This window comes from Actinophytocola oryzae (genome assembly GCF_004364325.1).
GTDB classification, from domain to species: Bacteria; Actinomycetota; Actinomycetes; order Mycobacteriales; family Pseudonocardiaceae; genus Actinophytocola; species Actinophytocola oryzae.
Map to the genome: position 1 here is coordinate 84202 of NZ_SOCP01000025.1, position 25100 is coordinate 109301.

Consider the following 25100-nt stretch of genomic DNA (forward strand, 5'->3'; position numbering starts at 1 on the left):
TCGCTCCGCAGGCTTCGCTCACTGGTCGGTGTCGACGACGTCCACTCGGATGCCCCGGCCGCCGATGCCGGCCATGACGGTCCGCAGCGCGGTCGCGGTGCGCCCGCTGCGGCCGATCACCTTGCCGAGGTCGTCCGGGTTGACGTGCAGCTCGAGCGTGCGACCACGGCGTGTGGTCACCAGCTCGACGCGCACGTCGTCCGGATGGTCCACGATGCCGCGCACCAGGTGCTCGAGGGCGTCCGCCAGAAAGCTCACGACTCTTCCTTGGCACCCTCATCCGACTTGTCGTCGGCCTTCTTCGCGTCGGGGGCCCGCTTCGCGCCACCCTTCTTCCTCGGGGTGGTGGCGTCGGTGGTCGGCTCGCTGCCGGCCTCCTTCAGCGCCTGCGCGAAGAGCTCCTCCTTGGAGGTCTTCGGCTCCTTGACCTTCAGGGTGCCCTCGGTGCCCGGGAGGCCCTTGAACTTCTGCCAGTCGCCGGTGATCTCGAGGATCCGCTGCACCGACTCGGTCGGCAGCGCGCCGACACCCAGCCAGTACTGCGCGCGCTCGGAGTCGACCTGGATGAAGCTCGGCTCCTCCTTCGGGCGGTACTGGCCGATCGTCTCGATGGCCTTGCCGCTGCGGCGGGTGCGGGCGTCGGAGACGATGACGCGGTAGTACGGCGACCGGATCTTGCCGAGACGCTGCAGCTTGATCTTGACTGCCACGGGTGGTGGTGCTCCTCTTGATGACGTGTGAGCGCCGGTTCGCCGCGTGGGGTTGCGGCTCGCCGATGCCCCAAGTTCGATGGCGCCATGGCACGGTGAGAGGGTCCGGCCACGACGGACAGCTAGCCATTCTGCCAGATGGGGATTGTCAGGCGGGCATGACCCCGAGCGCGACCAGCAGCACGGCCAGCGCGGGCAGGAAGTTGTTGACCTGGTGAGCCACGATGCTGGCGCCGAGCCTGCCGCTGAACAGGCGCGCCAGACCGATCGGGATGCCGATGACCAGCAGCAACGAGGTGCGCAGCGGCTCGAGGTGGCTGACCGCGAAGATCACCGTGGTGAGGCAGAACACCGCCCACCGGCCCCACTTGAGCCGTTCGAGTGCTCCCCAGAGCAGGCCGCGGTAGATCAGCTCCTCGCAGACCGGGCCGATCAGCCACACGAACAGGAACAGCGTGATGGCCGGGCCGATCGGCATGCGCTGGTTGTCGACGAGCGCCCCGATGGCGGACTGGGCGTTCTGCTCGCCGACGACGCTCGTCCACACGAACGCCGCCAGCGTGGTGACGAGCAGGCCGATGAAGCCCCACTTGAAGCCCGCGCGGATGTCCTCGCCGCGCATCGACCAGCGCAGGTCGATCCTCGGGCCGTTGCCACGCAGCTTCGTGACGAGCAGGGTCACGCACGCCGCGACGACCGTCGGCACCACCGTGCCGACGACGATGACCGTGGGTGACGGGCCCGCGTTCGGGAAGAAGGCGCCGACGAACGCGCCGATCATCACGGCGGTCAGCACGAAGATGGCGAAGACGAAGAGGAAAGCGCCGAAGCCCCATCGATGAGTGCGCTCCGGCACGGCCTCGACGGGGTCAGCGAGGACACTCGGCGTGTCGGTCACTTCCCTTTCCGCTGTCACGTATCCGAGCGTAGTCGGTTGACGCCGCTCGAACCTGGTGAGAGCGCGTGACAATTGCCGGTCAAATCGGGGAGCGGTCGGCGGGGGCGCCGTTCACCTGATGACGCGGCCCCGCAACACGATGCGTGACGGGTGCCGCAGCGCGGCCAGATCGGTGCGCGGGTCCTGGTCGTAGGCGATCACGTCGGCCGCGGCGCCCTCCTCGATGCCCCGGTAGCCGAGCCAGCTCCTCGCCGACCACGACGCGGCGCCGATGGCGTCCTCTGTGGTCATGCCCATCTCGTGGAGTGCCACGATCTCGTCGACGATGCGGCCGTGCGCGATGCCGCCGCCCGCGTCGGTGCCCGCGTAGACCGGGATGCCCGCCTCCAGGACGTCCGCGACCGTCCGGCGGATGCCGCCGTACAGGTCGAGCATGTGGCGCGCGTACACCGGGTACCTGGTCGCGCCGGCCGCCAGCCCCGGGAACGTCTCGATGTTGATCAAAGTGGGCACGAGTGCGGTGCCGTGGGACGCCATCAGCTCGATCGTGTCGGGCGTGAGGCCGGTGCCGTGCTCGAGGCAGTCGATGCCCGCGTTGATCAGCCCGGGCAGCGCCTCCTCGCCGAACACGTGCGCGGTCACCCGCGCGCCCGCCTCGTGGGCCACCTTGATGGCCTCGGCCAGCACGTCGTCCGGCCACAGCGGCGCGAGGTCGCCCGTCTCGCGGTCGATCCAGTCGCCGACCAGCTTCACCCAGCCGTCGCCCTCCGCCGCCTGCTCGGCGACCACGGACGGCAGCAGCGAGGCGTCCTCGACCTCCTCGCTGACGTAGCGGATGTACCGCTTGGGCCGCGCGATGTGCTTGCCTGCCCGGATGATCCTCGGCAGCTCCAGCTTCTCCTGCAGCGGCCGGGTGTCCAGGGGGGCACCGCAGTCGCGGACGAGCAGCGTGCCTGCGTCACGGTCCGTCAGGGCGTGCCGCTCCGCCTCGTCGAGATCCTCGGCGGCCAGCCCGATGTGGCAGTGGGCGTCGACGAGGCCAGGCACGAGGAACCCGCCGTCCACCACGGTCTCCGCGCCGGGCACCGGTGTGGTGCGGACGCGGCCGTTGACGATCCACAGGTCGCGTGGCTCACCCTCGGGGAGCACCACGCCCCGCATGTGCAGCGCAGGCACGGCCTAGTTGTCCTTGGGCTTCTTGGGGAACTTCAGCTTGGACGGGTCGAAGCCGGGCGGCAGCCCCTGGTCGAGACCGGCGAGGCCCGGGGGCAGCTCGCCCAGGCCGGGCGGCATCTTCGACAGGTCGGGCATGCCGCCGGGGAACATCGGCATGCCGCCACGCACCTTCGGCGGCGTCGGACCGCGCCCCTTGCCCTTCTTCCCCTTCTTGCCCTTGCGCGTCTTGCTGCCGCCGCGGGCGCCGCCCGGGAAGCCGAACCGGCCGGCCATCTGCTGCATCATCTTGCGGGCCTCGTAGAACCGGTTGACGAGGTCGTTGACCTCCCGGATCGCGACGCCGGAGCCCTTGGCGATGCGCTGGCGGCGGGACGCGTTGATGATCTTCGGGTCGTTGCGCTCGGCCGGCGTCATGCCGCGGATGATGGCCTGCAGGCGGTCGAGGTGGCTGTCGTCGACCTGGGCCAGCTGGTCCTTCATCTGGCCGGCGCCGGGCAGCATGCCGAGCAGGTTGGCGATCGGGCCCATCTTGCGGACGGCCAGCATCTGCTCGAGGAAGTCCTCCAGCGTCAGCTCGCCGGTGCCGATCTTGGCGGCGGCGGCCTCGGCCTGGTCCTTGTCGAACGCCTGCTCGGCCTGCTCGATGAGCGTGAGCACGTCACCCATGCCGAGGATGCGCGAGGCCATCCGGTCGGGGTGGAACGCGTCGAAGTCCTCGAGCTTCTCGCCGTTGGACGCGAACATGATCGGCTGGCCGGTGACCTCGCGGACCGACAGCGCGGCACCACCCCGGGCGTCGCCGTCGAGCTTGGTGAGGACCACGCCGGTGAAGCCGACGCCGTCGCGGAAGGCCTCGGCCGTGTTGACGGCGTCCTGACCGATCATGGCGTCGACCACGAACAGGACCTCGTCCGGCTGGACGGCCTCGCGGATGTCCGCGGCCTGACGCATCATCTCCTCGTCGACGCCGAGGCGGCCCGCGGTGTCGACGATGACGACGTCGTGCTGGGCGCGCCTGGCCTCGTCGATGGAGCGGCGGGCCACGTCCACCGGGTCGCCGACGCCGTTGCCGGGCTCCGGCGCGTACGTGGGCACCCCGGCCCGCTCGCCGACGACCTGCAGCTGGTTGACCGCGTTGGGCCGCTGGAGGTCACACGCGACGAGCAGCGGCGTGTGGCCCTGGCCGACGAGCCAGCGGGCCAGCTTGCCCGCCAGCGTCGTCTTGCCGGAGCCCTGCAGACCGGCGAGCATGATCACGGTCGGCGGGTTCTTGGCGAGGGAGAGCCTGCGGGTCTCGCCGCCGAGGATGGCGACGAGCTCCTCGTTGACGATCTTGACGACCTGCTGGGCCGGGTTCAGCGCACCGGAGACCTCCGCGCCCTTGGCGCGCTCCTTGATCTGCGCGATGAAGGTCCGGACCACCGGGAGCGCGACGTCCGCCTCCAGCAGCGCGATCCTGATCTCGCGCGCGGTGGCGTCGATGTCGGCCTCGGACAGCCGGCCACGGCCGCGGAGGTTCTGCAGGACCGAGGTGAGCCGGTCGGAAAGGGTGTCGAACACCCTGTCTACGGTAGCCGGTCAGCGCCCGTGGTCGCCGGGATGGGCCCGACCCCTCGACGAGCCCCATCCCGGCCTTCCCAGTTGCGCCCCTCCCTCCCTTGGGGCGCAGAGCAAGCCTCTCGTCTCACGGGCGCCGTGAGCAGCGCGAACACCCCCGGATCGGGGTAGGGGTTACTACTCACGCCGACGGGGAGCGTCTGCTCAGACGGCCGCGAGCACCGCGCGCTCGATCTCCGTGCGCCACTCCTCGCTCGCGGTGTCGCCGCCGGCCGGGGACGTCGATGCGAGGCTGAACGACGCGATGGCCGTGCCGCCCACCTGCATGGCACGTGCCCACAGGATGTCCGCGCCGCAGCGTTCGAGCACCTCGGCCACGCTGTACAGCAGGCCGAGGCGGTCGGCTGTGCGCAGCTCCAGCACCACGTCCTTGGACTCGGTGCCGCCGTCGGCCTCTCCGGCGAACCACAGCACCCGGGGCTGCGGCGGGTCGTCGGGCTCGGAGGCGTAGTCGCGTTCCTTGGCCGCCAGCTTCTCCGCGAGCGGCAGCGAGCCGGACAGCGCGCGGCCGAACTGCTCACGCAACAGCCCCGGGTCGGGCAGTGAGCCGAACCGGGGCGACACGGAGAACACGTCGACCGCGACGCCCGCGTGTGCGCGCAGCTCCGCCGCGTGCACCTGCAGCGAGTGCAGTGCCAGCACGCCGGCCGCCCTGGACAGCAGGCCGGGGCGGTCCTGCGCGATCAGTGTGATCGTCGCGAAGGTGCGGTCCGGCGCGGAGACGACGATGTCCGGCCTGCCCGACACGGCCACCGCCTCGGCCGCCGTGCGCTGCTCCGAGGAGAGCGGGACCGGCTCTCCTGCCTTCTCCCCCGCCATCCTCCTGCGGCCCCTGGCCACGAGGTCGGCGACGAGCGACGCCTTCCACTCCGTCCACACGCCAGGTCCCGTGGCGAGCGAGTCCACCTCGGCGAGCGCGTGCAGCAGCTCCAGCAGCACGGGGTCGCCGCCGAGGGTGTCGACCACGCGCCGCACGGTCGCCTCGTCCTCGATGTTGCGGCGGGTGGCCGTGTGCGGGAGCAGCAGGTGGTGACGGACCATCGCGGACAGCGTGGCGACGTCGGCGGCAGGCAGCCCGAGGCGCTCCCCCACCTGTGTGGCGAGCGCGGCGCCGACGACCGAGTGGTCCTGGTCGCGGCCCTTGCCGATGTCGTGCAGGATCGCGCCGATCAGCAGCAGGTCGGGACGGGACACCCGGGTGACGAGCCTCGCGGCGTACGAGGTGGCCTGCACGAGGTGGCGGTCGACCGTCCACACGTGTGCCTGGTCGCGTGGCGGGAGGTCGCGGACGGCGCCCCACTCGGGGAACAGGCGCGCCCACAGCCCCGTGCGGTCCAGCGACTCGATGACGTCGACCAGGCCCTCACCCGCCCCGAGCAGGGACACCAGCTCCTGACGTACCTCGGCGGGCCACGGCGCGCGTGGCTCCGGCGCCGACTCGCCGAGCCTGGCCAGTGCGGCGGGTGCGATGGGCCGACCGGTTCGGGCGGCGGCAGCGGCGACCCGCAGCAGCAGCCCGGGGTCCCTGCCGGGGTCGACGTCGCGGGCGAGGGTCACCTCGTCGCCGTCGAGCACGACCCCCTCGGAGAGCGGCCTGCGCTGTGGCTGCCTGCGCAGCACGCCGAGCACCTTGCGGGCCTGGCGGGACGGCTGGATCGCGCGAAGGGCCACGTCGAGGGCGTACGCGACCGTGCGGCCCGCGCCGGACAGGGCGCGGGCGAGGGAGAAGCGGTCGCCGACACCCAGCACGGAGGCGATCTCGTCGCCGTCCTGCGGCATGAGGACGTCGCGGGGGCGGCCTGCGATGCGGCGCAGCTCGGTACGGGTGTCCAGGAGCAGCTTTCGGGCCTGCGAGACCTCGCCGGAGGGCCGGTCCACCAGCTGCGCGAGCGCCAGGGCGTCGAGGATCGAGAGGTCGCGGAGGCCGCCCCGGCCGTGTTTGAGGTCGGGCTCCACCCAGTGCGCCACCTCGCCGCTGCGCTGCCAGCGGGTCCGCGCGGACTCGACGATCTCCTCGACGCGCCGCCGCACACCCGTGCGCCAGGCGTCGCGGGCGGACTCGGCGAGCACGCCGGCCAGGTCCGCGTCACCGGCGAGGTGGCGGGCGTCGAGCAGGCCCATGGCCGTGCGCAGGTCGGTGCCCGCCACGTCGAGTGCCTCGGAGACGGTGCGCACCGAGTGGTCGAGGCCGACCCCAGAGTTCCACAGCGGGTACCAGAGCTGCTCGGCGACCTTCTCGACACGGCCGTCGCGGTTGCCCTCGTGCACCAGCACCAGGTCGAGGTCGGAGAACGGCACGAGCTCGCGGCGGCCGAGGCCCCCGACGGCGACCAGGGCGATCCCCGTCGCGTCGGCGCCGATACCCGCCTGCGCGGCGTGCACCGTCAGCCAGAACTCGTGCAGGTCGGTCAGGGCCTCCCGAAGGACCTCCGGACCGAGACGGCCGGCCTGCTGGGACGCGCCGCGGCCGAGCAGCCGGTCACGCGCCAACACCAGGTCGGCGGCAGTGGGGGCGGCCGAGACCTTGCGGTCGGCCGCCCCCTCCCCCTGAGGTGTCATCAGAGCGCGTCGGTGCCGCGCTCTCCGGTGCGCACCCGTACCACGGTGTCCACCGGTGTGACCCAGACCTTGCCGTCACCGATCTTGCCGGTGCGCGCGGCCTCCACCACGGCGTCCACCACCTTGTCCCCGAGCGCGTCGTCGACCAGGACCTCGAGCTTGACCTTCGGCACGAAGTCGACGGAGTACTCCGCACCCCGGTAGACCTCGGTGTGGCCCTTCTGCCGGCCGTAGCCCTGGACCTCGCTCACCGTCATGCCGAGCACGCCGACCTGCTCCAACGCGGCCTTGACGTCATCGAGCGTGAACGGCTTGATGATCGCCGTAACCAGCTTCATTGCTCAGCCTTCCTTGCTCGCGCTTGCGGGCACCTTGTTGCCGGAGAGGATCTCGGCGGACTTGGCGATCGACGAGCCACCACCGCGCAGCCCGGAGAACTCGTACGCGCTCTCCGCGTGCTCGGCCTCGTCGATGCCGTTGACCTCCGCCTCGTCGCTCACCCGCCACTTGACCGTGAACTTGATGATGTACCCGATGATCAGCGTGACGATCAGCGAGTAGAACAGCACCGCGAACGCGCCGACGGCCTGCTTGCCGAGCTGGGACAGCCCCCCGCCGTAGAACAGACCGTTCACGCCGACGTCGTTGACGTAGGTGGTCTGGAACAGACCGATTGCCAGTGTGCCCCACAGACCGCCGACCAGGTGCACACCCACCACGTCGAGCGAGTCGTCGAAGCCCAGCTTGTACTTGAGGCTGACCGCGAGCGCACAGAACACGCCGGCGAGCACACCGATGAGCAGCGCGCCCCAGGTGTCGACGAACGCACAGGCCGGGGTGATCGCGACCAGACCCGCGACTACGCCGGACGACGCGCCGAGGCTCGTCGCCTTGCCGTAGCGGATGCGCTCGACGAGCAGCCAGCCGATGATCGCGGCGGCGGTCGCGCTGAACGTGTTGATGAACGCGACGCCCGCGAGACCGTTGGCGGCCAGTGCCGAACCCGCGTTGAACCCGAACCAGCCGAACCACAGCAAGCCGGCGCCGAGCATCACGAACGGCAGGTTGTGCGGCTTCATCGACTCCTTCGGCCAGCCCGCACGCCTGCCGATCACGATGGCCAGCGCGAGGCCGGCCGCACCGGCGTTGATGTGCACCGCGGTGCCACCGGCGAAGTCGAACGCGACGAGCTTGTTCGCGATCCAGCCACCGACGTGTCCCGAGTCGTTGCTGAAGTCGAACACCCAGTGGGCGACCGGGAAGTACACGATCGTGGCCCAGACACCCGCGAACAGCAGCCACGCGCCGAACCGGACGCGGTCGGCGATCGCACCGGCGATGAGGGCCACCGTGATGACCGCGAACATCGCCTGGAACGCGACGAACGCCGTCGTGGTGAGCGCGTCCGGATTGCCGATGAGGCCGGAGAGGCCGAGGTACTGGGTCACGTCACCGAACAGACCGCCGGTGACGTCGTCCCCGAACGTGAGCGAGTATCCGTAGATCACCCAGATCACGCCGACGACCGCCAGGGCCCCGAAGCACATCATGAGCATGTTGAGCACACTCTTGGTGCGCACCATGCCGCCGTAGAAGAACGCCAGCCCCGGGGTCATCAGCAGCACCAGAGCGGCACTGGTGAGCAACCAGGCCGTATTCCCTTCCACGCTTCCTCCTCCTGCCTAACGCGGCGAAACTTTGCGAGGAGCATCGAGAAATGCTGTTTCGCGGGATCGCGTGTCCGGTTTCTCGGAGGTGAACTGTCGTCCGAATTTTGTTACATCGGTGTTTCCGGTCGGTAGCGGCTACTCTCGGCGTTCACCGGCGGACGAGAAACACACAACGGCCTGGTAACGACGCCCCACACGGCCGTCGCCGACCCCGACCGGCACGACGCACGGCTCACGCTCGCGGCGGGCAACGGCCCGACGATCGGTTACGACGGTCGCATGAGGTGCTCGGTCAGGTGCCGCAGGACCGCGTCCGGCACCTCCTCGGCGAGGTAGTGGCCGATCAGGAAAGGCCGGTGTACACCGGCAGTGCGCCCTTGCGCACCCGGAACCGGAACCAGCGCCCTGGCGGACCCAGCTCGCCGTCGAGCGCGATGCGGCGCTGGCCGTCGACGAGGACGACGTCGAGCGCGGGGACCTCCATGTGCCGGTACACGTGGCTGACGGTCAGCGTGCCGGTGAGCGTGGCGAGCACGAACCGCAGGCGCGAGTAGGGGATGTCGGCGCGCAGGTACCGCACGTCGAGCACGCCGGAGGCCAGCGTCGGCCGCCGTCCGACGGCGAAGCCCTTCGGCACGTACGCACCCGCGCCGACGAACAGCATCCACACCTTGTGCCGCTTGCCGTTGAGCAGGATCGTCAGCGGCTTCGCGCGCCGCAGAGTCCTCGTGCTGGCGAGTGTCGCGGCCACCCACTTCGGCCACCGCGTCTCCAGCTTCTCGCGCAGCCGTACCGTCTCCGGGTAGCCGCCGAGGCTCGCCGTGTTGACGAAGACCGCGTGCTCGGACTCGCCACCACCGTCGGTGACGTCCACGTCGCCGAGGTCGCAGACCACGACGCTGCCCGCGCTGGTCGCCGCCTTGGCCTGGTCGAGGTTCTCGACGCCGACGTCGCGGGCGAAGTGGTTGAGCGTGCCGCCCGGCACGAGCACCATCGGCAGGCCGTGCTCCGCGGCGATCTCCGCGACGCTCTTCACGGTCCCGTCGCCGCCGACCGCGCCGACCGCGCGGACCCCGCCGTGCTCGACGCGCTTGGTCACCTCGGCGACCACGTCCACGTCCGACCCCAGCTCGACGATGTCGGCGTTGGGCCACGCCTTGCCCACCTCGGTGGCGACCGAGGTCGCCGACCCCGCGCCGGGGTTGACGACCATCACGAGCCCTTCACCGTCACCCAGCTCCGCGGCGGTGTCCCGCAGCTGTTCGCCGTCGGGCAGGTCCCGGTGGTGCGGCCACCAGTGGCGGGTGGCGTAGGCGGCGCCGACGCCGATGGCGCCACCAGCGACGACGTCCGTCGGCCAGTGCACGCCGGTGTGGACGCGGCTGTACCCGACGGCGGCGGCGAGCGGGACGACGACCGCCGCGGCACGCGGGTACTCCATGGCGACCGCCGACGCGAATGCCGCGGCGGAAGCCGAGTGCCCGGAAGGAAAGGACGACGAGGTGGGCCTGCGGGTCATGCGGCGGGCGACGGGAAGGAGGTCGGCGGCCGGTCGGCGGCGCGGGAACAGCCGCTTGCCGACGAGGCTCGCGGCGAAGCTGGCGAAGCCGATCGCCACGACACCACGGAGTCCGGCCCGTCGCGGGGCGCCCTTGCGTGCGGCGAGCACGGCGGCGGCGGCGAACCAGATCTTGCTGTGGTCGGCGGCCCTGCCGAGCACCCGAAAACCCTTGTCAGCCGGGTTGATCGGGAGATCTCCGACGTGCCGGACGAGATCCGCGTCGACCCGGCTGACCGGCCAACGCCGGAACTTCTTGCGCACCAACGCTATGTACCCGAAACGCGACATGAGAAACCTGCTCAGCCCTGCTCGATGGTCGTGGCCAGACCCCAGTGGTCGGACTCGTGGCTGACGAACCTGACCGTGGCTGTCGTGCGTACGCCCCGGACCAGGATGTAGTCGATACGCCTGGAGTCCTGCTTGGGATGTTTCTGGTCGATGGTCGGACCTTTGCCCTTGGTGACGTCTGTATAGCCGAACTGGTCGGTGAACGCCCGGATCGCCGCCATGGTCTGGGCACTCGGGTCCGGGATGTCGATCGTCTGGTTGAAGTCACCGGTGACCACGGTCGGGTTCCGGCGCGACTCGGTGGCCTGCTGGATCCGCCGGACGTCCTCGGCGCGCCGCGGGTCCGGCACCTGGCGGGCGAGGGCGAGGTGGGTGTTGTAGACGTCGACCACACCCCACGCCGTGGTGACCTCCACGCCGCTGAACGCGCGGGCGCCGGAGGGCAGCACGATGCCCTGGTCGTCGTTCGCGCCGTCCACGGTGATCGGTCGCTGGGCGGTGATGCCGTCGCCGATGCGGATCAGCTGGGCGTTGCCGGAGGAGACCTCGTCGTAGGTCGGCCGCTCGGTGCGGGACCTGCCCGCGTAGAAGGTGGCCGGGACGACGTGGGCCCAGTTCAGCTGCCACTCGTTCCCGGTCTTCTCCCGGAGGATCGACCGCAGCTCCTCCGCGCCGGGCAGCGCCATCTCCTGGAGGTTCGCGATGTCGCCGTTCTGCCTGACGATGTCGTCCGCCAGCAGGGTGAAGTCGGCACGGGTCGCGTCGGTGCCGCCGGGATCGCCCGGACCCGCCCGGTATCCCATGGCCGCGTTGAGGTCCACGACCCGCACCAGCTCGTCGGGTGCCGGGCGCGTGGGCCGCGCCGAGGAACCGGTCGCCGTACTGCATCCGGCGGCGACGAGCACCGCCAGCACAGCGGCCGCGATCCTCACGACAGCGCCAAGGTCTCGGGTACCACGGACAGCGGTCGTGCGGCGACCACGTCCTGATCGCCGGAGACCGCGAGTGCCTGCGCCGCGGGCAGACGGTTGAACCAGCGCAGCACCAGGTCCTCCCGGCCCGCGGTGGTCAGCGTGCCGTGCAGGCGCAGCCGGGCCATGCCGCCGTCGGGGTAGACGTCCATGCGGACGTGGTCGACCGGTGGACCGCCGGGCAGCAGGAAGCGGTGGCGGGTGTCCGGCTGCAACGCCGTGCGGGGCAGCAGGGTCACCCAGTCGTCACCGGTCCGACCGGACAGAGCCGCCCAGCCGGGAGCGTTTCCCTTGAAGTGACTGGTGTCCAGCTCCGCGAGCCGGACCGTGCCCTCGCCTGCCAGGCGGACCGTCACCCAGTCGTTGCCGTCGTCGCGACGACGGGCGGTCTCCCAGCCGTCCCCCATCACCGAGGCGAAGCCCGGCGAGATCAGGTTCGCCGGGGACGAGTAGAACATGTTGCTGCAGCCCTCGATCGCGGCGCCGTTCTCCAGCGCGGCGAGGTCCAACGAGGACGGGTCGAGGAAGCGGGGGTCCGCGACCGGGACGCCGTGCACCCGCAGCCGTGCCACGCCGCCGTCCGGGTCGATGGTCAGCCGGACGTGCGTGTACCGCTGGGGATCGTCGACCTCGAACGGGTTCTTCGTGTTGCCGAGCAACGCAGAGCGCGGGACCAGCGGCTGCCAGTCCGCCTCGGACAGTTCGGCGGGCGACGGGTAGCCCTCCACCGCGGCGGCGTCGACCCAGCAGAACGGCGGGTAGTTGCCGGTGAAGTACGCCGTGTCGACCACGATCCCGTGCACAAAACCCGGCAGTCCCAGCCGGAGCACGGCCTGGTCGACGCCGGGCTCGCGGCGCCTGCGGGTCTCCCAGCCGTCGTAGAGCTGTCCCTTGTGGCCGAACGTGGCCGGCTGGTAGACCGGCTCGGTCGGGCGGATCAGGTTCTCCTTCTCCGCGAACAGCTCGTCGTCCGCCCACACCACGGCGCCGCCCACCCGGCGGGACACGAGATCCGGTAGCCCGGTGACGTCCATCAGCGCTCCAGGAGCTTCCCGTGCGGGACCTCGCCCGTCACCTCGCGGCCACGCAACCACGTCCGCCGCACCACACCGGTCAGGGTGCGACCGTGGTAGGCGCTGACCGCGTTGCGGTGGAACAACTTCGCGGCGTCCACGGTCAGCTCGGCGGCGGGCGCGAGCACGCACAGGTCCGCGTCGCGGCCCACCTCGATCGCGCCCTTGCCCGTCAGGCCGACCAGTGCCGCGGGTGCCGTCGACATCCACCGCACCACCTCGGTCAGCGGCACACCACGCTTGCGTGCTGCCGTCCAGACCGCGGGCAGCCCCAGCTGCAGGCCGGCGATCCCACCCCACGCCTGGCCGAAGTCGCCGGTCTCGAGGCGTTTGAGGTCGGGGGTGCACGGCGAGTGGTCGCTCACCACGCAGTCGATCACGCCGTCCGCGAGGCCCTGCCACAGCAGGTCCTGGTTCGCCGCCCCCCGGATCGGCGGACAGCACTTGAACTGCGTGGCACCGTCCGGGACCTCCTCGGCGGTCAGGGTCAGGTAGTGCGGGCACGTCTCGACGGTGACCGCAACGCCGTCGCGGCGCGCGGCGGCGATCATCGGCAGTGCGCCCGCCGAGGACAGGTGCAGGATGTGCACGCGGGCGTGGTGGCGGCGGGCCAGGTCGATCACGGTCGCGATGGCGCGGTGCTCGGCGTCGGGTGGGCGCGAGGCGAGGAAGTCGGCATAGGCGCGGCCGTGCGGGGCAGGCGCGTGGTCGATCAGGGTGGGGTCCTCGGCGTGCACGATCATGAGCGCGTCGAGGTCGCGGAGCGTCGCGAGTGCCGCGGCCAGCTCACCCGTCGACAGGTGGCCGAACTCCTCGACACCGGAGTGCAACAGGAAGCACTTGAAGCCGAAGACCCCCGCGGTGTGCAGTGGACGCAGCTCGGGCAGGTTGCCCGGCACGGCGCCGCCCCAGAAGCCGACGTCGACGTAGGTGTTGCCGAACGCCGTGGCGCGCTTGATGTCCAGAGCGGGCACGTCGACCGTCGGCGGCACGCTGTTGAGCGGCATGTCGACGATCGTGGTGACCCCGCCTGCCGCCGCGGCGCGGGTGGCGGTCGCGAAGCCCTCCCACTCGGCGCGGCCGGGGTCGTTGACGTGCACGTGCGTGTCGACGAGACCGGGCAGCAGCACCTCGTCGTCGGCGAGGTCGATGAACACCGGACCGTCCAGCTCGTCCGCCACGTCGGCGATCACCCCGTCGCGGATGCCGACCGCGCCGGACCTCTCGCCGTCGGGGGTGACCATGCGCGGCGCACGGATGATCAGGTCCATGTCAGAGGGTCTCCCGCCGGGCCAGCCTGTCCAGGTCCATCGCGGTCAGTCCACACAGGCCCGCCACGTCGGCCGACGTCAGCGCACCGCAGTCCACCGCCCGTTTCATCGACATGGCAAGCGCTTGCGCCGTCGCGGGCTCGTCGAGCACGCCCGCGTCCGCCTTGTCGACGTAGTCACGCAGGCGCTGGGCGTCCGCCTCCGCGCTGCCGAGGTAGAAGGCGTAGTTCGCGGCGTAGCGGGTGACGAGCTGCGCCGGGTGCAGGTCCCAGCCCTGGTAGAAGCCGTGCTCGAGCGACCGCAGCGTCAGGCGGAAGTGCTCGCGCCACGCCTCGTGCACGGCGTGCCGGTCGCCGACCGGCAGCCTGTTCGTCGAGCCGTCGGACAGCCGCACCCCGGTGCCCGCGGCGCCGACCTGCATGGCGTGCCTCGCGAAGTCACAGGCCGCGTGCGCGAGGTGCTGCTCCCCCGCCGACAGCCCGCACGCGGCGGTGTAGTCGTAGGTGCCGAAGTGCAGGCCGCTGACCCGGCCCCGGCCCGCCGCGACGAGCTTCGGGACGGCGAAGGAACCCGTCGCGTCCACGATGGACTGCGTGGTCTCGATCTGGATCTCGAACCGCAGCCGTCCCGAGGGCAGGTCGAGGCGCTCCTCCAGCAGGTGGAGCAGCTCGCACAGCACACTCACCTGCTCGACGTCGGTGACCTTCGGGAAGGTGAGGTTCAGGCCGTCCGGCAGCGCCGTGAGGTTGGTCAGGAACAGGTCGAGCGTGCGGGCGCCGCGGTCGAACTGCTCGAACGACTTGAACCGCAGGCCGACCCAGGGCACGCCGAGGACGCCCGCCAGGCCCGCGCAGCGCACGGCGTCGGCGTCCTCCGTCGCGTCCGGCTGACGGCCGTAGCCGTCCTCGAAGTCGATCCGCAGGTCCTCGACCGGCTCGGTGGCGAGCTTCGCGACGACCTTCTCGTGCACCCGTTCCACGAGCGCCGGGGACAGGCCGAGCACCTCCGCGAACGCGAGCGGGCCCGGCGCGTACTCCTCCAGCGCCGCGAGTGCGGCGGCCCCCCACTGGACCGGCAGACCCTCGCTGACGGCGTCGGCAGGCACGTAACACGTGTGCACCGGCTGGCGCCCGCCCGCGTCCCCCGGATACCGGGCGCCACGCTCGGCGTCCACACGGGACAGTCGGTCCGCGAACCCCGCGAGCGCCGCGGCGTCCAGGGAGGTCCGCACCCTCAGATCCGCTCGTAGGCGGGCAGCGTCAGGAAGTCGGGGTACTCTTCGGCCAGCGCGACCTGCTCGAACAGCTCGCACGCGACGTCGAGGTGCGGGGTGCCGTCGAGATCGCGCCGGACGTCGGCGAGCTGCTCGCGCACGAGGTCGGCGGTGACGGTCGCGCCGGTGTCGAGCTCGACCTCGTTGCGCACCCACTGCCAGACCTGCGACCGCGAGATCTCCGCGGTCGCCGCGTCCTCCATGAGGTTATGGATGGCCGCCGCGCCGTTGCCGCCGAGCCACGACGCGAGGTAGCGGACGCCGACGTCGACGGCCGCACGCAGGCCCGCGGCCGTGGCGGCGCCCGGCGTTGACTTGACGTCGAGCAGCTGGTCGGCGGTGACCGCCACGTCCTCGCGGAGCTTGTCGAGCTGGTTGGGCCGGTCGCCGAGGACGGCCGTGAACTCCTCGTCGCAGATCGACACGAGGTCGGGGTGCGCGACCCAGGAGCCGTCGAAGCCGTCGCCCGCCTCGCGCCGCTTGTCGTCGTGGACCTTGGCGAGTGCCTTCTCGGTGACCTCGGGGTCGCGGCGGTTGGGGATGAACGCGGCCATGCCGCCCATGGCGAACGCGCCGCGCCGGTGGCAGGTGCGGACGAGCAGCTCGGTGTAGGCACGCATGAACGGCGCGGTCATGGTGACGTCGTTGCGGTCGGGCAGCACGAAGTCGGCGCCCGCGTCGCGGAAGTACTTGATGATGCTGAACAGGTAGTCCCAGCGGCCCGCGTTGAGGCCGGAGGCGTGCTCACGCAGCTCGTAGAGGATCTCGTCCATCTCGAAGGCGGCCGGGATCGTCTCGATGAGGACCGTGGCGCGGACGGTGCCGTGGGCGATGCCCAGGGTCTTCTCCGCGTGGGTGAAGACGTCGTTCCACAGGCGGGCCTCGAGGTGGCTCTCCATCTTGGGGAGGTAGAAGTACGGGCCGCTCCCCCTGTCCAGCAGGGCCTGCGCGTTGTGGAAGAAGTACAGCCCGAAGTCGACGAGCGCGCCGACGGCCGGCCTGCCGTCGAAGGTGATGTGGCGTTCGTCGAGGTGCCAGCCCCGGGGGCGCATGACGATCGTGGCGTGCCGGATGTCCGGTTTGAGGGTGTACTCCTTGCCCTCCGGCGAGGTGAACCCGATGGTGCCGCGGACCGCGTCGGCGAGGTTGACCTGGCCGCCGACGACGTTCTCCCAGTGCGGGGTGTTGGCGTCCTCCAGGTCGGCCAGCCAGATCCTGGCGCCGGAGTTGAGGGCGTTGATGGCCATCTTGCGCTCGGTCGGCCCGGTGATCTCGACGCGCCGGTCCTTCAGGTCCTCCGGCGCGCCCGCCACCCGCCAGTCGCCTTCCCGCACGTCGCGGGTGTCGGGGAGGAAGTCGAGCCTGCCGGTCCGCGAGGCCTCGGCACGCCGGCCCGCGCGCGCGGCGACCAGTTCGTCGCGGCGGCTCGCGAACCGCTCATGCAGCCCGGCGAGGAACTCCAACGCCTCGGGGGTGAGTATCTCCGCGCTTCGCTCGACCGGACCGCCGGGCACCTGGATGTCGACCATGACTACACCCTAGGAGCACGACGGGTCGCCGCGCACGGCCTCGTCCGCCACACGGGGAGGGCGACGACCGCGGCCGTGCACTGAAGGACTCCTTCGTAACGCTCAGCGTAAGGAAGGCTCCCTTCAGTGCACCCAGCGAGTCACCAGGCACCCAGCGAGTCACCAGCGGCCGCGGTGGACGACCTCGTCGGTGGGGCGGCGGGCGCGGGTGCGGGGCGAGCCGGACTGTTCCGGCTCGTCGGCGTAGCCGATGGCGACGGCGCCGATGGGCTCGTACTCGGCGGGGACGCCGTAGAGGTCGCGGAACGGCTGGACGTCCTCCGGCACGATGCCGAAGTACAGGGCGCCGAGGCCCTCGTCGACGACGGTCTGCAGGATCAGCAGCGTGGCCATGCCGGTGTCGATGTGCCAGAACGGCACGGGCCAGCGGGCCTCGTCGCGGTCGGTCCAGCCCTTGTCGGGCTGGGCGTAGCGGTCCAGGTACACGTGCTTGGCCGAGAAGGGGACGATCAGCAGCGGCGCGGTCGAGACGCCGTTCTCGTGCGGGCGCAGCTCCCAGAACCTGGCGAGGTCCTCGCCCTCCAGCACGAGGAACGCCTGGCCCTGCGAGAAGCCCGCGGACGGGCCGCGAGTCGCGTTGTGCAGGATCCGGTCGAGCGACTCCTTCGGCACCGGCCGGTCCGCGTGGAAGCGGCGGACCATGCGGCGCCTGCGGACGACGTCCTGGAACTCCACTGGTGTCTCCCCTGTCAGTCGAGCAGCGCGTCGACGAAGGCGGTCGGCTCGAACGGGGCGAGATCGTCCGCGCCCTCGCCGAGGCCGACGAGCTTGACCGGCACGCCCAGCTCGCGCTGCACCTGGAAGACGATGCCGCCCTTGGCCGTGCCGTCGAGCTTGGTGAGCACGATGCCGGTGACGTCGACGACCTCGGAGAACACCCGCGCCTGGGTGAGCCCGTTCTGGCCGGTGGTGGCGTCGAGGACCAGGAGGACCTCGTCGACCTTGGTCAGCTTCTCGACGACCCGCTTGACCTTGCCCAGCTCGTCCATCAGGCCGGTCTTGGTGTGCAGGCGGCCTGCCGTGTCGACCAGGACCGCGTCCACACCGGTCTCGACGCCCCGTTTGACCGAGTCGAACGCGACGGCCGCCGGGTCGGCGTTGTCCCTGCCGCGCACGACCTCGGCGCCGACGCGCTCACCCCAGGTGGCGAGCTGCTCGACGGCCGCGGCGCGGAACGTGTCGGCCGCGCCCAGCAGCACCGTGCGGCCGTCGGCCACGAGCACGCGGGCGAGCTTGCCGGTGGTGGTGGTCTTGCCGGTGCCGTTGACGCCCGCGACCAGCACGACGGCGGGCAGTCTCGTGCCGTCGGCCTCGTGCGGGAGGGCGCGGACGGACCGGTCCATGTTCGGGTGCAGCGCGTCGACGAGGACCTCGCGGAGCAGCGCCCGGGCCTCGTCCGGGGTGCGGACCTTGCGGCTGACCAGCTCGTCACGCAGGCGGTCGACGATCTCGGTCGTGGTGGCCGCGCCGAGGTCGGCGAGCAGGAGGGTGTCCTCGACCTCGGTCCAGGAGTCCTCGTCGAGGTCGCCGGCGCCGAGCAGGCCGAGCAGGCCCTGGCCGAAGGTCGAGCGGGAGCGGGACAGGCGGCCCCGGAGCCGCTCGAGCCTGCCGGACGTCGGCTCGATCTCCTCGACCTGCGGTTCCGTCAGCTCGTCGATGAGCGTGGGTTCGGCCGGGACGGTGCCGGGGCGGTGGAGGACCGGCTGGGACGGGTCGGGGGCCTCCTCGACCACCGTCTCGGGCTCGAAGTCCTTGCCGAGGTGTTCGGTGCCCGCGACCTCGTCGATCAGGGAGGGCTCGGCGGGGACGGTGCCCGGCCGGTCGAGTACCGGTGTCGGTTCGTCCTCGGTGCGGCGGCCGCCCGGTGCCAGGCTGATGCCACCGCCTGCCTGGTAGCCCTTCGGCTTCTCCTCGACCGCCTGCTTCTCGGACAGGTCGATGCGCCGCCGCCGTCGGAGCATCACGCCCGCCACGACGGCGAGCGCGAGTAACACGACAACGACGACGAGGATCACGATCACGGTGCTCGACACGCCGCCATCCTCGCATCACGCACCGACGGCCGTACGAAACGCCCCGTCGAAAGCACTGAAGGACTCCTTCGTAACGCCCAGCGTCAGGAAGGAGTCCTTCAGTACGGTCAGCTACTTCAGCACGCCTGCCGTCAGGCCCGCCTGTACCTGCTTCTGGAACAGGATGTACACGATCAGCACCGGCAGCAGGGCGATCACCAGGCCGGCGAACAACGCCGTCCAGTCGCCTCGGTAGCCCTGGTTGATCGCGAGCGCCGCCAGGCCCTGTGCGAGCACCTTGCGGTTCGGCTCGTTCATCAGGACCACCGGCAGCACGTACTGGTTCCAGTGGCCCAGCACGTTGAACAGCCCGATGCTGATCAGCCCGGGCTTCGCCATCGGCAGCATCACCCGGAAGAACAACCCGAAGTGGGAACAGCCGTCGATGATGGCCGCCTCCGCTATGGACGTCGGCTGGGTGCGGAAGAACGCGGTCAGGAAGAACACCGTGAACGGCATCGAGAACGCGACGTACACCAGCGACAGCGACAGGTAGCTGTTCAGCCCGAGGAGACCACCCACGACAGGTGCGTTGGCCAGGTTGCGCACCACGAAGAACAGCGGCACCAGCGCCAGGAACACCGGGAAGATCAGCCCGCCGACGAAGCCGAAGTAGATGACCCGGTTGCCGGGGAACTGGTACCTGGACAACACGTACGCCGCCATCGCGCCCAGCAGCATCGTCAGCGGCACCGAGATCACCACGACGATGACGCTGTTGAGGAAGTACTGCCCGATGTTGGCGGTCGTCCACGCGCGGGCGAAGTTCTCCAGCCGCGCCACCGTCGGGAAGCCCCACGGGCTGGCCAGGAACTCCCTGTTCGTCTTGAACGACGACACGATCGCCCACAGCAGCGGCAGTGTCGTCAGCAGGCCCCAGATGAGCAGGAACGTGCCGTTGAGCAGGTTCAGCGCCCCGGCACCGGCGCCGACACCCGGTGACCGGCGGCGTGGCGCGGGTGCCGGGGCGACCGGTCGTTCGATGGTCGTCGTCATGAGAACTCCACTCGCTCCCGCCTGGCCAGCCGCAGGAAGACCAGCGCCACCAGCAGCGTCAGGATCAGCAGCACGACCCCGATGGCCGAGGCGTAGCCGAACCGGTAGTCGTTGAAGGCGCTGCGGTACATCGACAGGCCCATCACGTCACCGGCCTGCGCCGGACCGCCGCTGATGCCGAGCATGACGTGCACCAGCGCGAACGCGTCCATGGCCTGGATCGCCATGTACACCCAGCCGACCTGCACGGTGTCCCACACCAGCGGCAGCGTGACGCGCAGGAACGTGGTGTACCTGGTGGCACCGTCCAGCAACGCCGCCTCGTAGATCTCCTTCGGGATGGACTGCATCGCCGCCGAGAACAGCACCACGTAGAACCCGACGAAGAACCAGATCATCACGACGACCACGCACCAGAGCGCGAAGTCCGGCTCGCCCAGCCACGACTTGGTCAGCGAACCGAGGCCGATCCCCCGCAGGAAGCTGTTGAGGATCCCGCCTGCCTGGGTCGGCGCGAAGACGTACTTGAACAGCACGCCGACGATGGCGACCGAGAGCACCTGCGGGAAGAAGTACACGATCTTGTAGATCGACGACCCCCGCACGCCCTCGACGCCGGATCTGCCGCGCTTGCCGATGTTGAGCATCGACGCGAAGAACAGCCCGAGCAGCACGGTGACCGCAGGGACGATGACCAGGAGGATCGCGTTGTTCCTCAACGCCACCAGGAACTGGTCGTCGTTGAACAGCCGCACGTAGTTGTCCAGGCCGACGAACTTCTGCGAGGCCGTCAGGCCCGTCCAGTCGGTCAGCGAGATGAAGATCGCCTGGAGGTACGGCGAGACCGTGAACAGCCCGTAGATCCCCACCGGGAACACCAGGAAGACGACGATGAACAGGTACTTGCCGTGCTGCAGGGCGGGCCCCGGTTTCGAGACCCGCCCGCGTGCCGCTCGCTCCGCCACTGCTTACCGCTTGTACTTCTTGACAGACGCGTCGTCGCGGATCTTCTTGACCTCGGCCTCGGCCTGGGCCACGAACTCGTTGACCGACGCACGGCCGGACATCAGGTTGGAGAGGCAGGTGTTGATCGCCGGGTTCCACAGCTTGCCGTACCAGTTCTGGTAGTTCCAGAACAGGACGTCCTTGCCCGCGCCGTCGACGGCCTTCTTCGCCGAGCTCAGGCCAGGGGGCAGCTCGACGCCGTCCGCGGAGCCCTGCACGACCGTGAGGCTCGAGACCTCCTTGACGAAGCCCTTGGCGCCCTCCTTGGAGAGCATGATCCGCATGTACTCGAGACCACCGCGCGGGTTCTTGGCCTGCGCGGGTACGACGTAGGGCTCACCGGCCTGTGCCCGCAGCGCGCCCTTGGACATCTTCGAGTCCTTGGACAGCACCGGCTCGGCCATCACGGCCATCTTGAAGCCCTCGGGCGTGACGTCCTTCTGCTCGTTCTCCAGCCACGATCCACAGGGGACGAACGCGGCCTTGCCCGCACTCCACTGGCCCTGTGCCTGGATGTGGTCCATGCCCTCGGTGCCGTCGAGGATGTAGCCCTTGGTCTTCAGGCTCTGCAGGGCGTTCGCGGACTCCTTGATCGCGTCGTTGTCGAAGCAACCTTCCTTCAGGTTGTCGATGTCGACGAGGACCTGGTCACCGGCGAGCTTCGCGGCCATCGTGATCAGCGGCCAGGACATGTAGCGGGCGTGGATGCCCTGGTAGGTCCACGGGGCGATGCCCGCGGCCTTGATGTCGGCGCACAGGTCCATCATCTCGTCCCACGTCGTGGGGGCCTTCCAGCCGTGCTCGTCGAACAGCGCCTGGTTGTACCAGATGCCGTAGACGGTCAGCGCCATCTGCATGACGAACGGCTTGCCGTCGAAGCTGCCCTGCTCGACCGCACCCGCGACCATCGTGTCGCGGACCTTCTTGCCCGGGTCGTCCCAGCTCGGGGCGTCGTACAGGTCGCTGAGGTCGTAGAGCTGGCCGTTGGCCACCAGCTCGCCCAGCGGGATCTGGCCGTCGCCGGAGTCGTTCACGAAGTCCGGCGGGTTGCCCGCCACGAAACGGGACTGGAGCGCGCCCTTGATGTCGACCTCGGCCTTGTGGTTGACCTCGGCCTTCGGGTACGCCTTCTTGTACATCGGCTCGTGGACGCCCGTGGCGTAGGAGTCACCGAAGCCGCCGTTGAAGATGTAGACCTCCAGCGGCTTGTCCTCCGGCACGCCCAGCGGGTTCTTGTCGGTCTTCGCCCCCGCCGACTGCTCCTGGCCGCCACCCGAGGTGGCGCACCCGGCTAGGACACCCGTTCCCGGCAACGCGAGCGCGCCGGTGGCAAGTGCCCCTCGCAGGAACTTCCTCCTGCTCCAATCGGCCGAAAAACTGGTCATGCTCGCTCCTCCTGCTGTCCAGCCGTCCCTGCCCTCGATGGGGAGACACAGTATCGCCAAGGTCTATACCGTCAACCGCCAACACTCAACCACTCTGAACATCAATTTGGTTAAGAACTAACGTGTCGTCTTGCGAGGTCCGACGCTGTCCATATAGCCACTTACGTTGTGAGTGCTTCGCGGGTGATCGGGCTTCTGTCCGGAACGTCCATGGACGGCGTCGACGTGGCCGTCGCCGATCTGGCGCTGAACGGTGACGTCATCGAGCTCGTGCCCGTCGGGCACGTCGAGCTCCCCTACCCGGCGGGCCTGCGGGCCGCGCTGCTCGACGTGTTACCGCCAAGGACGACCACCGCCGAGCAGATGTGCAGGCTGGACACCGCCGTCGGGCAGGCGTTCGCCGCCGCTGCGGGCCACGCCCTCGCGACGATCGCGGACGGACGGGCGGATCTCGTGGCCTCACTGGGTCAGACCGTCTACCACTGGGTCGACGGCGACCGGGCGCTCGGCACGCTCCAGCTCGGTCAGCCCGCGTGGCTCGCCGAGGCGACCGGGCTGCCCGTGGTGTCGGACCTGAGGGCCAGGGACATCACGGCCGGCGGGCACGGCGCGCCGCTCGCGATCGTGCTCGACCGGCTGTGGCTGTCCGACCAGCCCGGCATCACGGCCGCGCTGAACCTCGGCGGGATCGCCAACATCACCGTCGTCGAGCCGGGCCGCCCGGCGGTCGCGTACGACACCGGTCCCGGCAACGCGTTGCTGGACGCGGCGGCGCGGCTGATCTCGAACGGCGTGTGGCAGCAGGACGTCGACGGCGACCTCGCCGCGCAGGGCTCGGTCGACCAGGAGCTGCTCGAGGTGCTGCTCGCCGACCCCTACTACACACTGGAACCCCCGAAGTCGACCGGCAAGGAGCACTTCAACCACGAGCACCTCGCGGCCGCGATGGCCGAGGTCGGTCACGTCGCCGGCGACGACCTGCTCGCCACGCTGGTGGAGCTGACCGCGGTGACGGTCGCACGGGCGTGCCACGCCCACGGCGTGACGAGCGTGATCGCGTCCGGCGGCGGCACCCGCAACCCGACGCTCATGGCCGCGTTGAAACAGCGCCTGGCGCCGGCCTCACTGATGACGAGCGACGAGCTCGGGCTGCCCGCCGGCGCCAAGGAGGCGTATCTGACGGCGCTGCTCGGGTTCCTTACCTGGGCGGGGGTGCCTGCCACGACCCGGCTGCTCGGCAGCGTCACCCCGGGCGCCGGCCCGCTGCGGTTGCCGGCACCCGCGACGACCGAGGTCAACAGGCTGCGGGTGGTCACGGAAAGGGGAGGTTCCCGTGCGAGCGCTTGACGTCGCGATCATCGTGCTGTTCCTGGTCGGGATGCCGCTGCTCGGCGTCCTGATCGGCGGGCGGCAGAAGTCCTCGACCGACTACTTCGTCAGCGAGAAGAAGATCTCCTGGTGGGTGGTGTGCCTGTCGGTCGTCTCCGCGGAGACCTCGACGCTGACCGTGCTGTCCGTGCCGGTGGTCGCCTATGTGGCGCCGCCGTCGGCGGGCGGGATGACCTACCTGACGCTGGCGCTCGGCTACATCGTCGGCCGGGTCATCGTGTCGTTCGTGCTGCTGCCGCGCTACTTCGTCGGTGACCTGGTCACGGCGTACGCGTTCCTCGGCAAACGGTACGGCGACGGCATGCGGGCGACCGCGTCGGTGACGTTCCAGTTCACCCGCCTGCTCGCGGACGGTATCCGCCTCTTCGCGACGGCGATCCCCATCAAGGTGGTCCTGGCCACCTACGGGGTGAACGCCTCGTACTGGGTGATCGTGCTCGTGCTCGGCATCGCGATGGTGTTCTACACGTTCGTGGGTGGGGTGCGCGCGGTCGTGTGGGTCGACGCCATCCAGATGCTCTGGTACGTGCTCGGTGGCGTGGTCGTGGTGATCGCGCTGCTCAACGCCGTGCCGTCGGGGTGGTTCGGCGACGCCGTCGACGCGTCGAAGTTCCAGCTGTTCGACTTCTCGTCCAACCCGCTGACCGGCGGCTACCCGTTCCTGGCCGCGTTCCTCGGCGGCACGATGCTCGCGATGGCCTCACACGGCGTCGACCAGCTGATCGTGCAGCGGCTGATGTCGACGCGGGACCTGCGTGCGGCGAGGAAGGCACTCGTGGCCTCCGGCGTGGTCGTGTTCCTGCAGTTCGCGTTCTTCCTGTTCATCGGCGTGCTGATGTGGGCGTTCTACGAGGCCGCGGTGCCCGCGGACCCGACGTCGGCAGGCGGGCTGGGGCTGGCCAACAAGGACGAGCTGTTCGCGCACTACATCGTGACGGAGCTGCCGTCGGGGCTCTCGGGCTTCGTGATCGCAGGTATCCTCGCGGCGGCGCTGTCGTCGTCACTCGGCGCGCTGGCCTCGGCGACGGTGACGGACGTGTACGAGCGGATCTCCCGCCGCGAGCTGACCGACGACCAGCGCCTGCGGCTCGGCCGGATCTGGACGGTCGTGTGGGCCGGGCTGCTGATCATCTGCGCCGGCTTGTTCGCGACGGCCAACTCGACCACGGCGGACCCGATCGTCGTGCAGGCGCTCGGCATCACGGGCTACACCTACGGCGCGCTGCTGGGAGCGTTCCTGCTCGGGCTGCTGTTCCGCCGGGCCAACCAGGTGGACGGGCTGGTCGCGTTCGTGGCCACGGTGGCGGTCATGACGTTCGTGATCCTCGGCGTGAAGTTCGTCGGCCCGTCCGCGGCCGCCGACGTCGTCGCCAACGGCAGGGCGGAGTGGACGTCCATCAGGATCGACTTCTCCTCGGCGGTGCCTGCCGAGGGCGTCCGCACGCTGACTAGCTGGTGGTACACGCCGCTGGGCGTCCTGGTGACGCTCCTGGTGGGTGGCCTCCTGTCGCTGCGCCACCCACGGACCCCGCTACCGGACACGGCTGAGGTGACCACCGCGAAGGCCGCCTGAGCGGAGCTTGCGGAGCGAACCATC

Annotated in this window: 21 protein-coding genes; 2 read left to right on the plus strand and 19 right to left on the minus strand. The window is 70.4% G+C overall.

Translation table 11 applies throughout. From position 1 onward, the window contains the following. Positions 1-18: 18 nt before the first annotated feature. From CLV71_RS42675 to ngcE, 19 genes are all read right to left on the minus strand, one after another. A complete protein-coding gene (locus CLV71_RS42675) occupies positions 19-258 on the minus strand; it encodes an RNA-binding protein (protein ID WP_133908668.1) in 240 nt (79 codons plus the stop codon). After that, on the minus strand, positions 255-710 hold the full coding sequence (gene rpsP / locus CLV71_RS42680) for a 30S ribosomal protein S16 (protein WP_133908669.1): 456 nt from the start codon (positions 708-710) through the stop codon (positions 255-257). Before rpsP ends, CLV71_RS42675 begins: the two co-directional genes overlap by 4 nt. Before the next feature lie 148 nt (positions 711-858). Beyond that, positions 859-1626, minus strand: a complete 768-nt coding sequence (locus CLV71_RS42685; RefSeq protein ID WP_243867335.1) for a CPBP family intramembrane glutamic endopeptidase — start codon at positions 1624-1626, stop codon at positions 859-861. A gap of 93 nt (positions 1627-1719) precedes the next feature. Then, entirely contained in the window at positions 1720-2784 is a 1065-nt protein-coding gene (locus CLV71_RS42690; protein ID WP_208298005.1) for an amidohydrolase family protein, read from the minus strand. 3 nt (positions 2785-2787) lie between these two features. Next, entirely contained in the window at positions 2788-4344 is a 1557-nt protein-coding gene (gene ffh, locus CLV71_RS42695) for a signal recognition particle protein (protein ID WP_133908670.1), read from the minus strand. A gap of 201 nt (positions 4345-4545) precedes the next feature. Then, positions 4546-6960, minus strand: coding sequence for a [protein-PII] uridylyltransferase (locus CLV71_RS42700; RefSeq protein ID WP_133908671.1), 2415 nt, complete (start codon positions 6958-6960; stop codon positions 4546-4548). Continuing rightward, on the minus strand, positions 6960-7298 hold the full coding sequence (locus CLV71_RS42705; RefSeq protein WP_133908672.1) for a P-II family nitrogen regulator: 339 nt from the start codon (positions 7296-7298) through the stop codon (positions 6960-6962). Before CLV71_RS42705 ends, CLV71_RS42700 begins: the two co-directional genes overlap by 1 nt. Before the next feature lie 3 nt (positions 7299-7301). Next, positions 7302-8627 carry an ammonium transporter gene (locus tag CLV71_RS42710; protein ID WP_133908673.1) on the minus strand — a complete coding sequence of 442 codons (1326 nt, stop codon included), beginning with the start codon at positions 8625-8627 and terminating at the stop codon, positions 7302-7304. Positions 8628-8973: 346 nt separating this feature from the next. Next, positions 8974-10479 (minus strand): bifunctional phosphatase PAP2/diacylglycerol kinase family protein, encoded by a 1506-nt coding sequence (locus tag CLV71_RS42715; RefSeq protein WP_133908674.1) that lies wholly within the window; start codon positions 10477-10479, stop codon positions 8974-8976. Between the two features lie 11 nt (positions 10480-10490). Next, entirely contained in the window at positions 10491-11411 is a 921-nt protein-coding gene (locus CLV71_RS42720) for an endonuclease/exonuclease/phosphatase family protein (protein WP_133908675.1), read from the minus strand. Further along, positions 11408-12484, minus strand: a complete 1077-nt coding sequence (gene alc, locus CLV71_RS42725; protein ID WP_133908676.1) for an allantoicase — start codon at positions 12482-12484, stop codon at positions 11408-11410. Before alc ends, CLV71_RS42720 begins: the two co-directional genes overlap by 4 nt. Next, complete coding sequence (gene allB, locus CLV71_RS42730; protein ID WP_133908677.1) at positions 12484-13794, minus strand: allantoinase AllB; 1311 nt, start codon at positions 13792-13794, stop codon at positions 12484-12486. The genes alc and allB overlap by 1 nt, the downstream gene beginning before the upstream one ends. A 1-nt stretch (position 13795) precedes the next feature. Next, a complete protein-coding gene (locus CLV71_RS42735; RefSeq protein WP_133908678.1) occupies positions 13796-15025 on the minus strand; it encodes a DUF6986 family protein in 1230 nt (409 codons plus the stop codon). A gap of 2 nt (positions 15026-15027) precedes the next feature. Continuing rightward, positions 15028-16596, minus strand: coding sequence for a malate synthase A (aceB, locus tag CLV71_RS42740; protein WP_133908679.1), 1569 nt, complete (start codon positions 16594-16596; stop codon positions 15028-15030). A gap of 159 nt (positions 16597-16755) precedes the next feature. Continuing rightward, positions 16756-17331, minus strand: a complete 576-nt coding sequence (locus CLV71_RS42745) for a nitroreductase family protein (RefSeq protein ID WP_133908680.1) — start codon at positions 17329-17331, stop codon at positions 16756-16758. 14 nt (positions 17332-17345) lie between these two features. Further along, positions 17346-18689, minus strand: coding sequence for a signal recognition particle-docking protein FtsY (gene ftsY, locus CLV71_RS42750; RefSeq protein ID WP_133908681.1), 1344 nt, complete (start codon positions 18687-18689; stop codon positions 17346-17348). 111 nt (positions 18690-18800) lie between these two features. Next, entirely contained in the window at positions 18801-19724 is a 924-nt protein-coding gene (locus tag CLV71_RS42755; protein WP_133908682.1) for a carbohydrate ABC transporter permease, read from the minus strand. Further along, positions 19721-20689, minus strand: coding sequence for a carbohydrate ABC transporter permease (locus CLV71_RS42760; RefSeq protein ID WP_243867336.1), 969 nt, complete (start codon positions 20687-20689; stop codon positions 19721-19723). Before CLV71_RS42760 ends, CLV71_RS42755 begins: the two co-directional genes overlap by 4 nt. Before the next feature lie 3 nt (positions 20690-20692). Beyond that, positions 20693-22114 carry an N-acetylglucosamine/diacetylchitobiose ABC transporter substrate-binding protein gene (gene ngcE, locus CLV71_RS42765; protein WP_133908683.1) on the minus strand — a complete coding sequence of 474 codons (1422 nt, stop codon included), beginning with the start codon at positions 22112-22114 and terminating at the stop codon, positions 20693-20695. 210 nt (positions 22115-22324) lie between these two features. On the opposite strand from ngcE, the gene CLV71_RS42770 reads away from it, so the two are divergent. Beyond that, complete coding sequence (locus CLV71_RS42770; protein ID WP_243867337.1) at positions 22325-23461, plus strand: anhydro-N-acetylmuramic acid kinase; 1137 nt, start codon at positions 22325-22327, stop codon at positions 23459-23461. After that, a complete protein-coding gene (locus CLV71_RS42775) occupies positions 23448-25076 on the plus strand; it encodes a sodium:solute symporter (protein ID WP_133908685.1) in 1629 nt (542 codons plus the stop codon). The genes CLV71_RS42770 and CLV71_RS42775 overlap by 14 nt, the downstream gene beginning before the upstream one ends. The last annotated feature ends 24 nt before the right edge of the window (positions 25077-25100 follow it).